At 46.4% G+C, this 16,120-nt stretch carries 11 protein-coding genes; 3 read left to right on the forward strand and 8 right to left on the reverse strand.

Going from position 1 to position 16,120, the window contains the following annotated elements:
• Positions 1-33 precede the first annotated feature (33 nt).
• Positions 34-1,872 carry a DNA mismatch repair endonuclease MutL gene (mutL, locus tag FG11_RS05165; RefSeq protein ID WP_047533628.1) on the reverse strand — a complete coding sequence of 613 codons (1,839 nt, stop codon included), beginning with the start codon at positions 1,870-1,872 and terminating at the stop codon, positions 34-36.
• Between the two features lie 73 nt (positions 1,873-1,945).
• On the opposite strand from mutL, the gene FG11_RS05170 reads away from it, so the two are divergent.
• Positions 1,946-3,469 (forward strand): helicase-related protein, encoded by a 1,524-nt coding sequence (locus FG11_RS05170; RefSeq protein ID WP_047533631.1) that lies wholly within the window; start codon positions 1,946-1,948, stop codon positions 3,467-3,469.
• Positions 3,470-3,494: 25 nt separating this feature from the next.
• Here the strand turns inward: FG11_RS05170 and FG11_RS05175 are convergent, their stop codons facing one another.
• Both FG11_RS05175 and tsaE read right to left on the reverse strand, forming a co-directional pair.
• Positions 3,495-4,895 (reverse strand): N-acetylmuramoyl-L-alanine amidase, encoded by a 1,401-nt coding sequence (locus FG11_RS05175; protein WP_047533634.1) that lies wholly within the window; start codon positions 4,893-4,895, stop codon positions 3,495-3,497.
• Positions 4,892-5,359, reverse strand: a complete 468-nt coding sequence (gene tsaE, locus FG11_RS05180; protein WP_020181981.1) for a tRNA (adenosine(37)-N6)-threonylcarbamoyltransferase complex ATPase subunit type 1 TsaE — start codon at positions 5,357-5,359, stop codon at positions 4,892-4,894. The genes FG11_RS05175 and tsaE overlap by 4 nt, the downstream gene beginning before the upstream one ends.
• On the opposite strand from tsaE, the gene queG reads away from it, so the two are divergent.
• A complete protein-coding gene (queG, locus tag FG11_RS05185; RefSeq protein ID WP_047533637.1) occupies positions 5,358-6,431 on the forward strand; it encodes a tRNA epoxyqueuosine(34) reductase QueG in 1,074 nt (357 codons plus the stop codon). The genes tsaE and queG overlap by 2 nt on opposite strands.
• On the opposite strand, the gene FG11_RS05190 is transcribed toward queG, so the two are convergent.
• The 5 genes from FG11_RS05190 to glgC are packed head-to-tail and all read right to left on the reverse strand — an operon-like array spanning position 6,428 to position 13,723.
• The gene (locus FG11_RS05190; protein WP_047533640.1) at positions 6,428-8,194 is read right to left on the reverse strand and encodes a GGDEF domain-containing protein; all 1,767 of its coding nucleotides are present in this window, start codon (positions 8,192-8,194) and stop codon (positions 6,428-6,430) included. The two genes, queG and FG11_RS05190, sit on opposite strands and share 4 nt — an antisense overlap.
• Positions 8,195-8,248: 54 nt before the next feature.
• Positions 8,249-9,184, reverse strand: a complete 936-nt coding sequence (locus tag FG11_RS05195) for an ROK family protein (protein WP_047533643.1) — start codon at positions 9,182-9,184, stop codon at positions 8,249-8,251.
• The gene (gene malQ / locus FG11_RS05200) at positions 9,177-10,631 is read right to left on the reverse strand and encodes a 4-alpha-glucanotransferase (protein WP_047533646.1); all 1,455 of its coding nucleotides are present in this window, start codon (positions 10,629-10,631) and stop codon (positions 9,177-9,179) included. The genes FG11_RS05195 and malQ overlap by 8 nt, the downstream gene beginning before the upstream one ends.
• Complete coding sequence (locus tag FG11_RS05205) at positions 10,631-12,346, reverse strand: glycoside hydrolase family 57 protein (protein WP_047533648.1); 1,716 nt, start codon at positions 12,344-12,346, stop codon at positions 10,631-10,633. The genes malQ and FG11_RS05205 overlap by 1 nt, the downstream gene beginning before the upstream one ends.
• A gap of 57 nt (positions 12,347-12,403) precedes the next feature.
• Positions 12,404-13,723, reverse strand: a complete 1,320-nt coding sequence (gene glgC / locus FG11_RS05210) for a glucose-1-phosphate adenylyltransferase (protein ID WP_020181987.1) — start codon at positions 13,721-13,723, stop codon at positions 12,404-12,406.
• A 133-nt stretch (positions 13,724-13,856) separates the two neighbouring features.
• On the opposite strand from glgC, the gene glgB reads away from it, so the two are divergent.
• Positions 13,857-16,067: a 1,4-alpha-glucan branching protein GlgB gene (gene glgB, locus FG11_RS05215; RefSeq protein WP_052184950.1), complete on the forward strand. Its 2,211-nt coding sequence runs from the start codon at positions 13,857-13,859 to the stop codon at positions 16,065-16,067.
• The last annotated feature ends 53 nt before the right edge of the window (positions 16,068-16,120 follow it).

The raw sequence follows: 16,120 nt of genomic DNA on the forward strand, positions 1-16,120 counted from the left end.
CTGCTCCTATCGTTTACCCTAAAAATGCGTGCACTATTTACCACGCATAAACATTTTATCTAAATCACCCATACTCACCTGAAACCAAGTAGGACGGCCGTGATTACATTGACCTGAACGCTCAGTTGCTTCCATATCACGTAGCAAGGCATTCATTTCTGGCACGGTCAGGCTGCGATTAGCACGTACAGCAGCGTGGCATGCCATGGTACCCAATAATTCGTTTCTACGCTCTGTTAGCGCCCTACTCGCACCGTACTCGCGTAAATCACGCAATACGTCGCGCGCCAAGGTCACGGCATCAGCATGTTGCAACATAGTTGGCACCGCCCGTACTGCAAGCGTTGTGGGTGAAAGTACCGCGATATCAAAGCCAAGCTGCTGCAAGCCTCCAGCATCGCTGGCTAATGTATCTTGTACAGTCGCTACTTCTAGCCTATCTGCATTAAAACTTACCGGCAATAGTAGGGGCTGCATCGGTACCTGTTTGTGGTCCAGTGCATCTTTGAGCTTTTCGTACATGATACGCTCATGCGCAGCATGCATATCCACCACAACCAAGCCATGTTTGTTTTGCGCCAGCACATACACCCCATGAATTTGCGCAACCGCAAACCCTAGTGGAAATTCATCGATGTTGGTTTGCTGATTTGGGGTAGTACTGTTTTCAAATGTGTCGGCATAGCATACCGGGCTAGAAAATTCACGCGTATCTGTAGTCCCTATAGTTGGCGTTGTGCCAAACATGGTTTGATAAAAATTAGCTGGCTCGTTTGTTGCCAAATTGATTTGTGATTGATAAGTAGGGTACGGTGTTTGCCCATTGCTGGCAGTTGGCGCAAATGGATTGTATTGCGCCTGGCTGGCGGTGACTGCATTGGAGACACCAGTGGGCGTTGCCAGCGCCTTGTGTAGCGCATGAAAAATAAAACGATGAATCGCTTGACCATCTCTAAATCGCACCTCGGTTTTGCTGGGGTGCACATTTACGTCAACCAAACTAGGATCCAGCTCTAAAAACAACACAAATGCAGGATGGCGGTCATGATGCAGCACATCTTGATAGGCTTGACGAATTGCGTGGCTGATTAGCTTGTCGCGTACAAAACGCCCATTGACATACACGTATTGCGTATCGCGGCTATTGCGATTATAGGTAGGCTTGGCAGCAATACCCCACAAGCGTAAACCAGCGGCAGACTCGTCTAGCTGAATAGATTCCGCGGCGAATTCGGCACCGAGCACTTCGGTAAAACGCTTTTCCGGCGCACTCACTGCATAGCGGCTCAGCGCCCTACCGTTATGTTGCAACATAAACGCTACATCTGGGCGTGATAGCGCTACCCGGTGAAAAGCCTCTTCACAATGGCCAAACTCAGTGCCTTCGGTTTTAAGAAATTTACGTCGCGCCGGTGTATTGAAATATAAATCGTTCACTTCAATCACTGTGCCGGCATCTAACGCAGCTGGCTCAATGGTAGATACCTCGCTACCATCAGAAGTGATCCGCCAAGCATGTTTGGTGGTTTGCGCCCGGCTGCTGATTTGCGTGCGCGAGACAGAAGCAATGCTGGCCAATGCCTCGCCACGAAAGCCTAAGCTGGCGACTGCTTCCAAGTCTTCTAAGCTGGCGATTTTGCTGGTGGCATGACGCGTCAGCGCTAGTGCCAAATCCTCTTGTGCGATGCCACTGCCATTGTCGGCCACCCTTAATTGCTTCACGCCGCCTTGCATTAGCGATACTTGAATATCCGTACTGCCTGCATCTAAGCTATTTTCTAATAATTCCTTAAGCGCTGAAGCCGGGCGTTCGACTACCTCGCCTGCGGCAATTTGACTGATGAGCTGATCGGGTAAAAGACGTATTTGCATCACGCCATTTTACCTTAGCCTCTGTCACAAAGACCATGGCATAAAATAAGAATTTAGGCTAAATTCTGGGCATATGCATAACCAGCCATTACCTTTATTTGCCACGCAATTTACGCACGCACGCAAACTTAAACGCCATCATCATTTTTATGTGGGGCCTACCAATTCTGGCAAAACTTATCATGCGCTCAACGCGTTAACACAAGCAACATCTGGTGTGTACTTAGCACCATTGCGTTTATTGGCAATGGAAGTGCGAGATCGCTTGGTAGCGGCTGGCGTACCTTGCAACCTAATTACAGGCGAAGAGCGCGTAATAATGCCCGGTGCACAGCATACGGCTTCTACCATTGAAATGATGAACCCATCCAAAGTAGTAGAAGTGGCAGTGATTGATGAGGTGCAGATGCTGCAAGACCCTGACCGGGGCGCGGCTTGGACCCATGCGCTGGTGGGCGTGCCGGCAGCGCATGTGTTTATCTGTGGCTCCAACGCGGTGACCAAACCCTGTGTTGCAGCCATTTCGTCACTGAATGAAACGTACCAAGTGACGGAAACCACACGGCTCACGCCTTTGGTGGTCGAAGACGAAAGCATTTGCGGCGAGCGCTACAGCAAGCCAAAGTTAAAGTCCAAACTGCAAAAAGGCGATGCCATCATTGCTTTCAGCCGGAAAGATGTACTCACCTTTTCTGCGCGGATTCGGCAATGGGGGTTTACCGTTGCCAGCATCTACGGCGCGCTTTCGCCCGAAGTACGCAGAACAGAATCAGAACGATTTAACTTAGGGCATGCCGATATTTTGGTAGCCACTGACGCGATTGGGATGGGGCTCAATCTACCCATTCGCCGCGTGATATTTGCCAATACGCATAAGTTTGACGGTGTTGCATCACGTTTACTCAACGCAACTGAGGTGAGGCAAATTGCTGGCCGCGCAGGCCGCTTTGGGCTCTACCCTACTGGCTATGTCAACGTGTTTGAGGCCGATGAGCGCATCCATATTGCGCATATGCTGACGACCGATGACGATGCTAATTTAAGCAAACTGCCCGTCAGCATTGGCTTTGATCAGATTGAAACACTGGGTAACCAACTGCATACCGGCAAAATTGCTGAAATACTGGCCTATCATGAAGAGCGCAGCCGTTTTCAACATGCGCTATTTGCAGCAGCACCTCTTAGCAATCAAATTCAACAAGCACTATTAGTGGATGCATTTGCACCAGGCATGTCGCTTAAAGATAAATACATCTTCGTCTGTGCGCCTATCGCGCTCAATGTGGCATATGAAAAAGACTATTATTTGCTGTGTTTAAAAAGCGTTGCAGCATCGCAGATACGTGGTTTACCCATTACGCCAGATTGGCTGGCTGGCAACAGCCCAAAGCATTTGGAAGCCGCTGAGTTATTAAGCCATAACCTTAGCTTGTATGCATGGCTCAGTTTTAAATTTCCAAAAACGTTTACGGATGGGGAGCATGTGCAAGCCCTACGCCAACGCATTAGCCGATATATCGAAGGTGCCTTACAAACGCAAACCGGCTATGGTGACACGCAAAGAGAAGGTGAGCTGAGTCATTACCGCAAGCGCTAGCATCTGTGCAAACATTAACAATGCATTAATTAGATGACTTATTGACCAGAGCTGGATTGGCAGAAAAATATTTTTTCACGCCTGCCAAAATGGAATTCACCAGCTGATTTTGATAGTCATCATCTTTTAATTTGCGCTCCTCCTCCGGATTGCTAATAAAAGCAGTTTCTACCAAAATAGATGGCGTATCTGGCGATTTCAGCACGGCAAAGCCCGCTTGCTCTACGTGGCTCTTATGCAGTTTGTTGATTTCGCCAATTTTAAGTAATACGGCTTTACCCAGTTTAATGCTGTCGTTAATGGTGGCTGCCTGCGATAAATCCAGCAAGGTTTTGGCCAGTTCAGGATCTTTGCCGCCTAAGCTTACCCCACCAATCAGATCAGACTCGTTTTCCTTTTTAGCCAAATAGCGCGCACTGGCACTGGTTGCTCCACGCTCAGACAACGCAAATACTGAAGAGCCACGTGCTGCTGGATTGGTGAATGAATCCGCATGGATGGAAATGAATAAATCCGCTTTCAATTTGCGCGCCTTAATGACACGGCCTTGCAATGGAATAAAGTAGTCACCATCGCGCACCAATACGCCTTGCATGTTCTCTTCGGCATCAATTTTTTCTTTGAGCTTTTTAGCAATCATCAGTGTGATGTCTTTTTCATGTGTCCCGCTAGCACCACGTGCTCCGGGGTCCTCGCCGCCATGTCCAGCATCAATGGCAATGGTGATTAAGCGCCCTTTTTTCTTGATGGGCTGCTCTGGTTTGTTAGATTTAGTGTCTGCAGTTGCTACTGTGGTGGGCTCTGTAGGGATAGTCGCGTCGGTTGGGTTATCCGGTAACGGTTCAATAGGTGTTTCGGGGGTGGGTTCAATGGCAGGTAAATCTGCCTCTGCTGCTGTGCCGGATGGCAAAGGCTCCACCACTGGCTTAGGCGTGTCTTTTGCGGCGGTGTCTGCGGCACCACGTGACTCATGCTTTTCCAGCATTGCCATAATAGGATCTTTGTCCGGGTAAATATCCACGACTAAACGATGCTTGTAATCCCCCGCTGGCGCCAGCGCAAATACATTAGGGCTCACCTCGGCCTTTAAATCAATCACAATGCGCATCACGCTGGGTTTAAACATAGCAACGCGAATTTGTTTGATGTAAGGATCGCTGGATAAAATACGATCAGACAGTGTTTTAAGAATGGGGTTGAGGTCTACGTCTTCAATATCCAGCACCAAGCGATGTGGATTTTTTAAAATCAGTAGTTGATGCTTAATCGGCAACGGCGCTTCAAATGCAATCCTAGTGTAATCCTCCGCAGGCCATACACGGGCGGCAGTAATGCTATTGTTGGCGGCGCTTACCCATGGGCTCATTAGAAGCATGGATAACATTAAAGCTGTGCGTAAATGCTGAGTCACTGCGTGTTTAATCATGTGTTCAATTGCTGTAAAAATTGTTGTGCGTTAAGTGAGTTTGCCTGATAGCGCAATTGCCTACCTTGCGCTTGATGACTTAAAAAGATATCGATATCCGCTTGCGGGAGTAAGCGCTGCGCTTTCTCCGGCCATTCAATCATACAAATTGACTGCGTATTAAAATAATCTCTAAATCCCGCCTCTTCCCATTCCTCGTCATCAATAAGCCTATACAAATCAAAATGATAGATGGTTTTATTTGCAATTTGATAAGGCTCAACCAATGTATACGTTGGGCTTTTTACTTTACCCTGATAGCCCATCCCTTGCAACACGCCACGCACAAAGGTAGTTTTTCCGGCACCCAAATCACCATGTAAAAACACGGTCATCCCAGCAGGCAGGTCTTTCGAAAATGCTTGTCCTGCAAGCAAGGTTGCCGCTTCATCGTTTAAAACCTGTGTAAAATTGCACATATTCATGAACACTACTTTAGATAACGCGTATGCTCAATTGGCCGTCGACATTAAACGTTGGGGGCAGGCACTGGGATTTGCCGATATTGGCATTACCGATACGGATTTGAAGCACGCCGAAGTTGAACATCAACAATGGATTGATAAAGGCTTTCATGGTGACATGGATTATATGGCAAAACATGGCACTAAGCGCACGCGGCCCGCAGAATTAGTGCCCAATACCATTCGTGTGATTTCCGCACGCCTTGACTACAAGCCGCCGCAAGCTAAGGACAGCTGGCAAGTCATTGGTGACGGCCAGCAGGCCTTTATTTCACGTTATGCACTGGGGCGCGATTACCACAAAGTAATGCGTCAGAAGCTTCAGCAACTTAGTGATCAAATTGCTCAGGCTGTCGCCAATGTGGAATACCGCGTATTTACCGACAGTGCGCCAGTGTTAGAAGTGGCTTTGGCAGAAAAAGCCGGGCTAGGCTGGCGTGGTAAGCACACATTGCTGATTAATAAAAACCACGGTTCCTGGTTTTTTATCGGGGAAATTTACACCAACCTACCCTTACCCATTGATACACCAGCCAGTGCACATTGTGGCACCTGTACAGCGTGTTTAGATATCTGTCCGACACAGGCAATTGTTGCACCCTATAAAGTAGATGCCAGACGCTGTATTTCTTACCTCACCATCGAGCTAAAAACAGCCATTCCGATTGCGTTACGTCCGTTAATTGGCAACCGGGTGTATGGTTGCGATGATTGCCAATTGATTTGCCCATGGAACAAATTTGCGCAAGTCACGCCTGAGCAAGATTTTCATGTGAGACATGGTTTGGATGACATTACCTTGGTAACTTGTTTTGGTTGGAGCGAGGCTGAATTTAAAGAGAAGATGGCAGGCAGCGCTATTTACCGGATTGGCTACACACAATGGCTGCGTAATATTGCGGTAGGGCTAGGCAATGCCCCTACCACGCCAGAGGTGGTTCAAGCGCTTGAGATGCGCAAAAACGATGCATCTCCTTTAATACAAGAACACGTCATGTGGGCATTAAGTCAACACCAAATCACGCACACTTAATATTGACGTCGATCGACGAACAAGCTGTTGCCGATAGATTTCTTCGCTTGTTTTTTTGCACTATTCATCGCCCCCGCCACTTCATGATGACTTTTGAAATGCTCGGGAATCACTTTTACCGCGCCTATGGACATACTGCCAAATGGGAAAAATGCAATATTCCCCATGCGATCTTCTACACGAATACCACCTTGCGCCACATCTTTTTTGTCATAAAAATCAGGCATCACATTCGCAACGGTATTGAGCACTTCATGACACAACACCTCCCAATTTTCAGATTGAAACAACAATACAAAATCATCGCCGCCAATATGGCCGACAAAATCATGTTCGCTACTTGCAATGCCACTGAGCAAGCGCCCGACAAATTGGATCACTTCATCCCCACGTCGATAGCCGTAGGTATCATTAAATGGCTTAAAGTTGTCTAAATCGCAATAACAAGCAACAAACGATTCGGTATTTTCTAGCAAGCGATCAATATGCGCATTGATAGGCACATTGCCGGGTAGCATGGTGAGCGGGTTGGCATATCTGGCTGCATTGATTTGTAAATTGGTGATTTCTCTGAGTAAAGCATGACCACTGCCAGTGCCCACGTAGACGTCACCATCGACAATAATGAATCCGTTCAACAAGTACTTAGGGTCTGCACTTAAAATTAACTCACTTAGTGCATTGATGGTCATTGTTTTTTGTACCACCAATGGGTCTTTATCCATAAAGGCTGTGCACGATTTTCGTCCATGCAATTCTTTTTGATAACGCTTGGCAAAGCGATTGATCGTGTCATAACGGCTGATCAGGCCTACAGGTTTGTTGCTATCAACAACGGGGATCGAGTTGATGGAAGCATCGGCTTGAAACAAGCCGTAAATCTCATCATTTGTCATCTCGGCAGTGACTGCCTGCTGATAAGTGATGAGGCTGGATACCGTTGCTTGTTTGGTATTGTGCTGATAGGTGTCCATAAACACGCTAATAGCGCTTTTATTCAGCAGCACTTTTACATCATCGGTCAGCATGCATTGAAATTTTGGCAGCGGCCTGCCCAGTAAAAAGCCTTGCGCAAAATCTATTTTCAAGTCTTTAACTACCGCTAACTCTTCGCGATTTTCTACGCCCTCTGCAATGGTCAGCGCACCGGATTCAGATGCGATTTTCTGAATAGCACGCACAAACTCCATCTTAATCGGGTCATTTTGGATATTGGCAATAAAGTGCTTATCTATTTTGACAAAATCCGGCGATATTTCAGACCATAAACGTAAACTGGAATACCCTTCACCTAAATCGTCTAACGCAATGCCAAACCCAAGTTTGCGATATTTCGTCACCACATCACACAGCTGGCTATAATCGCGAATGCTCGAGCCTTCGGTAATTTCAATGAAAATTTGATTGGCACTTAAGCCAAAGCGATTGAGCTGTGCCAAGCTAAATTCTAGCGCGGGATTTTGCAGCGATAAACACTCCGGACTGACATTGACGAACAAACGGCCGGGCTGTGCGGATTTGGCATACTCCTGCAAAATGACATCGCGCGCGGCATATTCCATATCAAAATTTAAACCCGCCATATGGGCTGCATTGAACAATGCGATTGGCGAATGTAACTTAGATTCTACCGGACCTCTTATCAATGCTTCATGTGCATAGATGTCAGCGCCACTGATATTCACGATCGGTTGAAACACCCCAAGCAATTTCTTTTCAAGTAAAATCTCTGATATTTCAGAGGGTAACACACTAAGGCTCATACAATACTTTAATAGTAGAAAGACAGGTCACCCTACCATTCAGGTATGAAATTTTTATGACAAATGTGTGTTATGTAGCAATGCCAACTGGGCTGCACCCAACATGCCAGCAATATCATGCGTGTGTGAAGGTGTGACTGAAAGCTTGCCACGTAACACTGGAATAAGATCGGTTTCCAACTGAATATCAAATGCAGTTTTCATCAAATGCCAAGCGTGGCACATACCACCGCCAACCACAATGTTCGGAACATCCACTACTTTCACCACGGTTGCCAGCATTTGTGCAAGATAGATTGCTGCCTGCCGATAGGCTTCTAGTGCCAATGCATCTCCGTCATCAGCGCGCTGCGCTATTTCATAGGCAGATAATCGCTGCCCTGACAGTGTGTGATAGGAGGTGGCGACGCCGCTTGCTGAGGCATATTGCTCCACACAGCCATTGTTACCGCAACCGCATGGCCGTCCATTTGGCTCCACGATGATATGCCCTACTTCCATCGCAACGCCATGTTGTCCTGCAAAAGGCCGTCCTGCATGGATAAGCCCACCACCCAAACCGGTACCTAGCCCAATATAGATCAACCCTGTGTCAGGCTTGCCAGCCAAGCAATATTCGCCGTAAGCCGCTGCCAACGCATCATTCTCCACAATCACTTTTTTTTGCAACACCTCACCCAAATCTTGGGCTAAATTGACATGATCAAGGCCGGGGAAATTAGGGGATTGTGCAACGGTCTGTGTGTTGGGGTCTATAAATCCCGGGAAACCCATGCCAATGTGCTGCACGTCTGGAAACTGCACCAACACATTACGTATGCCAGTAGATGTGATGCTGATGATTTTTTCCCATGCTTGGGAAGGTGAATGCGTGTGGCAAATGTGTGAAAAATCGGCCTGAAAACGCGTTTCTTGTATTAACTGATGCCCTTCAAATACACCAACACGTAAATTAGTGCCGCCGACATCAATGCCAATTACGTTAGCCATGGCTACGGCCGGCCGCTTCGACAACCTCTTTCAATGCTTGCTGATGTTCCCATGACAGTTGCGGCCAAGCAAAGCGCCAATTCCAATTGTCAATCACAGTGCCTGGGGTGTTCATGCGGCAATCACTGCCTAAGCCCAATACATCTTGCATGGGGATAATTGCCAAGTAACCTTTGCTATGCATCACAAGCTCAATCAAAGCTTTGGGCATGACAGGCTCTGTATTTTGTAAATAACGATGTAAATGCTCAATTACATGTGCCTCGGCAAGGCGATACCAGCCAAGTGTAGTGTCATTATCATGTGTGCCTGTATATACCACGCTATTGAGCTCAATTTGTTCGGGCAGATAAGGGTTGTGCTCATCCCCACCAAACGCAAATTGCAAAATCTTCATGCCTGGCAAGGCGTACTTCAACCTTAAGGCATCTACCTCCGGTGTAATAATGCCTAAATCTTCAGCGACCAAATGGATGCCAGGCAGTTGTCGATAGATGCTTGCCAGCAATGCATCACCTGGCGCTATAGCCCAAGTCCCGCCTATCGCAGTATCTTCGTGCGCAGGGATTTCCCAAGCAGCCTCTAGTCCGCGGAAATGATCAATTCGAATCAAATCAAATAACTCAGCTTGCGTATGCAGCCGCTCTACCCACCAAGCGTAGTCATCTTTGGCCATCACATCCCACTGATAATGCGGGTTACCCCAACGCTGTCCGGTAGCGGAAAAGTAATCTGGCGGGACACCGGCCACTACCGTCATATGCATGTTTTCATCTAACTTAAATAGCTGTGGGTTCGCCCACACATCAGCACTATCGTATGCCACAAAAATAGGGATATCGCCAAACAACTGCACTTGTTTGCTGTTGGCGTAGGCTTTTAATGCAATCCACTGAGAGAAAAACAAGTATTGCGTAAATTGGATTAGATTAATTTCTTCTGCGTATTGGTTAGCCAGTTTTTCTAACGCTTGTGGAGAGCGATTTTTGAACTGCTTGGGCCAGTCAAACCAGCCTTGATGATGACGTTGGTCTCTTAGCAATAAATATAAAGAAAAATCATCCAGCCATGCGCTATGTTGTTGGCAAAACCGAATAAAGTCATCATAAATGGCGGATTTTTTGGCTGTTTCATACGCAACTTTGAACACCGTAATGCGACACTCATGGCTTTGTGTATGGCTAATCAGCCCCTGCTCTACTAGTTTATCTAAGCTAATAAATGCAGGGTTTCCGGCATGTGCAGACAAGCATTGGTAAGGTGAGTTGTCTGTATGCGGCATGTTAATTGGTAACGTCTGCCAAACGCAAATGCCAGTTGCCGCAAGAAAATCTACAAAGCGGTAAGCATCTCGGCCTAAATCGCCGGTAGGTAACGAGCTAATATGTAGTAGTACGCCTGCACTTCGTGTATCAATGTTGATGGGGTGTTTGCATGTTTCAGCCATTAAGCATCCTGTCCTCTGCGCATGGTGCCCGCATTTTCGGAGTTACCGCCCCCTTGGCTGATGGGCTGATGCAAGTTGTCAGGAATAGGTTGATTGAGCAATTGATACAAATTGATTAAGTTAAGCCGGTACAAACGATCAAAGCTCTTAACGCTATCGGATGCGTTGTAATCGCCAAACCACCAAAACCAATCCGACCCCTCACATATAGCCAATTGACGTTCGCATGCTTGTTGCTCCGCGGTCGGTAAAGCATTAATGGTTTGATCGTACACTTTCTTAGCCGTGCATAACAAATCCCACGCCAAGTTTTTGGCCTGGCTGCCAATCCAAGTGCTAAAGGTGCCGTACACCCAACTCCCGGCTGCTACTTGAGGCAAAATTTTTGCCGGCGGTAATTGGCCGGTGTGTTGCATCTTGAGGATATCGCTAAATGTCGTCATGGTGATAGCAGAGTGATTGGCTAAGGCTTGATATAACTCTTTAAGAAAATAATAGCCGTTGTATGGGTAGTATTCCCAAGCGTTTTCACCGTCTAAAATCACACTCACCACTTTGCATTGCCCTTTGGGCGTTGCGGCCAAAATCTCATCTAATGCGCGCATAAAGTCATTCACCGCATCGGTAGAGTGCATTTTGGCGTACTCAAAGCCAATCTTGTCGGAGAGTGCGTCATCCCTGAAAAAGCACATCACATCATTTTTACCATTGGTGACCCGGTATGGCTGATAAAGATATTGATGTTTGTCATCTGCGCTTAAATGCGACTTAACTAAGCTATTGGCTAACACACCTTGGCCCGTTGCCGCCCACTGGACACCATGCTCCGCAAGCAAAGACAATGCAGCATGAGATACGGCACCTTCTGCAGGCCACATGCCTTTGGGTACTTGCCCAAATAGAGTTTGATGGTAATCGCGCGCGGACTCAATGTGTGCACGCGCCCTATTCACGCCATCATCATAACGTGCATGCTCGGGCAATGGCGCGTCTGGCATGGCATCTTTTGTCGATGTGAAGTCGAGCAATAACGGTAATATCGGGTGATAGTATGGTGTGGTCGAAAGCTCTACCTGCCCCTTTTCCATCAACGCTTTGTAGCGCGGAATCAACCCTTGAATCGTGCTGGCAATCACATTTAACAATTGTTGCCGTTCTTCTAACGTAAATAACACGCCCTTTTGCATGAGGTGTTGAACAACACTATTTTCACGACGTAAACTCTCGCCACACCAAGCCAAGTGGTACCACACCAACAAATCCGCTTTGTATTGGGCTGATAAATAATGGAAATCATTATTCACCATGATGGGCTCGATGAGCTGGAAAAGTTGTAATAGGCGCTGATAATGCGGGAACGGACTCAGCATCTTTTCATGATGCGATTTAAAACAACTTTCCACGATGAGCCGGCATTGCTCGGGCGAGATATTGGATAAATCCGGCTCAACCAACAAGGCTAATAATGGGTCACGCAGTTTACCTTGTGAAAACTGTTCGGAATAATCCACTAGCTGCTCAAGCAAAATCGGCACAAAGTTAAAGCTAGCTCGCGCTTTAGGATTCTGCTCCAAATGATAGACCATATCGCTATAGTCTTTCATGGCATGTAGATAAGTCCAAGGTAGTACGTATTCGCCAGTACTTAAATCCCGATAATCCGGCTGATGCATATGCCAGTATAGATTTAAATAAAGTCTAGAAGAGGTTGGCATATATAGACTCATGATCCAAATAAAATACTTTAACTAAATATCATAATGCATTGTTTATTATACAACTCTGTACAAATCCTGCCCCAGCATATCAGGTGTAACCAATACAATGCCCTTCTCGGAAACATGGAAACGCTTAGCATCTAAGGCTAGGTCTATCCCGATTTGCATGCCTTCTGGAATTTCGCATCCGCGGTCAATCACGACATTTTTTAATACAACATTGTGGTTAATCGTGACCTTAGGCAGCACCACAGAACCCTCAATCGTGCAGTAGTCATTGACATGTACATCTGAAAACAACACTGAGCTTGTGACACAAGAGCCGCTAATTAAGCAACCGCCAGACACTAATGAATCTGTTGCTTTACCCGTGCGCCCTTCGTCGTTAAACACGAACTTGGCCGGTGGCAATTGCTCTTGATAAGTCCAAATAGGCCACTCTCTGTCGTAAAGATTTAGCTCCGGAATTACCTTGGTCAGCTCCATATTTGCTTCCCAGTAAGCGTCAATAGTGCCCACATCACGCCAGTAGTAGTTATTATCCAATGCCCCGACGCAACTATCGGTAAACCGGTGTGCTTGTATACGGTACTTGTTGATGATGTATGGGATGATGTCACCACCAAAGTCATGCGATGACTTTTTATCGCCCGCATCACGTATCAATTGCTCATATAAGAACTTAGCATTGAAAATATAAATACCCATACTGGCAAACGCTTGCTCTGTATTGCCTGGTATATGCTTCGGATTTTTTGGCTTTTCCGCAAACTCAATGACGCGATCTGTTTCATCTACTGCCAATACGCCAAACCCTTTTGCATCCTCAAGCGGTACATTAATACAAGCAATGGTCATGTCTGCATTACTGCGCGCATGTGTAGCCAACATTTTGCCGTAATCCATCTTGTAAATATGATCCCCTGCTAGCACTAGAATGTACTCACCGCCATTCTCTCTCAACAGGTCTATATTTTGATATACGGCATCTGCCGTACCTTTATACCAATCTTCTGACAAGCGCTGTTGTGCTGGGATAATGTTGACGTACTCATTGAACTCACCACGCAGGAAACCCCAGCCGCGCTGGATATGCTGAATTAAGCTCTGCGCTTTATATTGTGTAGCGACATTAATGCGGCGAATACCTGAGTTAATACAATTAGACAGTGGGAAATCAATGATTCTGAATTTACCGCCAAACTGTACGGCTGGTTTCGCGCGCCAATCTGTCAGGTTCTTTAAACGACTACCGCGACCACCTGCCAAAATAATGGCGACTGTGTTTTTAGTGAGGTTGCTAATAAATCGATCAGAGGGACGTTCTTGCCGACGATTAACTTTTCTACGTTCTTCTTCTTGAATGGATGACATCTTGATTTCCTAACCTAGCTCGTTACTATCACATCGAATTACATCTCAAACCCTTACAACTGCATTATAATCACCTTGACGGCGCTAGAACTTACTTTATCACATTTAATTAACAAAAATTTAAGAGAAAATTTTGGTAAAAAAAATACAATCCAGTTCTATCATCAGTAGCGATACATTGCATCTGCAAAGGGTGTTAGATGCCAAGCATCATGACCCTTTTAGCTTTTTAGGTGTGCACCGCATCGACGGTCAATTTATCTTAAGGGTATTCAACCCTCACGCAGATCAAGTACACGTCAATATCGATGGTCAGTGGCTAATGCTGACCCATAGCGACTGCAAAGGATTGTTTGAATTTACTAGCCCTACTGAATTAAGTACGCCCTGTTTGCTCAAAGTAGAGATTGGCAAACGTAGTTTTGAAGCTTATGACCCCTACACGTTTCAAGCCTATATCACGCAAGACGAGTTATACCTATTTGGCGAAGGCAAGTTAAAACAAGCTTATAAAACGTTAGGCGCGCAAACACGCAGTCAGCAAGGCGTGATGGGCGTACGCTTTGCCGTTTGGGCACCCAATGCCGAACGTGTGAGCGTGGTAGGCAACTTTAACCAATGGGATGGACGCATACATAGTATGCGCACGCACGGTAGCAGCGGCGTATGGGAAATCTTTATTCCACACCTCACCACCCACGATTTATACAAATTTGAAATCCGCAATCGTCATACCGGACACATTTTAGTTAAAACAGACCCTTACGGCGTGGAGTTTGAGCAAAAGCCGGGCACTGCTGCTAAAGTCAGCCAAAGCCAATACCAATGGGCGGACCAATCATGGCTGCAACAGCGTGAGAAGAACGATTGGCTACATACGCCGTTCAACTGTTACGAAGTGCATTTAGGTAGTTGGCAACGTAACGCTCAAGGGCATTTTCTAAGTTATCGCGAGTTGGCCAAAACGTTGGTACCGCATGTCGTGAACATGGGATACACCCATGTTGAATTATTGCCTATCACCGAGCACCCACTCAACGAATCTTGGGGCTACCAAACCACCGGTTATTTTGGCGTGACCAACCGCTTTGGCTCACCGGACGATTTACGTTATTTAATTGATACGTTTCACCAAGCTAACATTGGTGTGATTTTAGATTGGGTGCCTGGGCACTTCCCTAAAGATGATTGGGCGCTTGCGCGTTTTGACGGCACCGCTCTTTACGAGCACGAGGACCCAAGGTTGGGTGAACACCAAGATTGGGGTACCTACATTTTTAATTATGGACGCAACGAGGTCCGTAACTTTTTGATGTCCAATGCCTATTATTGGCTTGAAGAGTTTCATATTGATGGCTTGCGGGTAGATGCTGTCGCTTCTATGTTGTATCTAGACTACTCGCGCAAAGCTGGCGAATGGTTGCCAAATAAATATGGTGGTCGTGAGAATTTAGATGTGATTGAGTTTTTAAAACAACTTAATGTGATGGTGGGCGAAGACTTCCCTGGCGCACTCACCATTGCAGAAGAGTCCACTGCTTGGCCAGCCGTTTCTCGCCCGGTCTATGCAGGTGGGCTAGGTTTTAGCATGAAATGGAACATGGGCTGGATGAATGACACTCTGGCCTATATGGAAGAAGACCCTGTTCACCGTAAGTTTCATCACGACAAACTCACCTTTGGTCAACTCTATGCCTACAGTGAAAACTTCGTGCTGCCGTTTTCGCATGATGAAGTGGTACACGGTAAACATTCATTATTAGACAAAATGCCGGGAGATGCTTGGCAGAAATTTGCAAACTTACGCTTATTGATGACCTTGCAATCAACCTCCCCAGGTAAAAAACTCAACTTTATGGGCAATGAATTTGGGCAAGGCCGCGAATGGAACGTAAATACCAGTCTAGACTGGCATTTACTACAAGAAGACTATGAAGGTAAAGCCTACCACCAAGGCATTCAGCAGCTGTGTAAAGATTTAAACCATCTCTACCGCAACCAAAATGCGCTGTACAGCTTAGATTTTGACGTGCAGGGCTTTAACTGGATTGACTGTCACGATGCCGACCAATCAATTATCAGTTACATCAGGCGCGGAACCGACCATAGTTTTGCTATAATAGTGCTAAATTTTACGCCTGTACCACGCAATGCTTATCGCATTGGTGTGCCAACTGCTGGCAGTTACCACGAACTATTTAATAGCGATGCAGCCTGTTATGGTGGGAGCAATTTAGGTAACAACGCAGGCATTCAATCCGAATACGTTCCATGGATGAACCAACAGCACTCGATTGTGCTCACACTACCACCTTTGGCAGGCATCATCTTAACGTTAACGTGATTTTAACCAACGATAGACATTGATTTACAATTTACTTAATGAATATAAAAATA

It is taken from the genome of Methylotenera sp. N17, from assembly GCF_000799155.1.
GTDB lineage: Bacteria > Pseudomonadota > Gammaproteobacteria > Burkholderiales > Methylophilaceae > Methylophilus.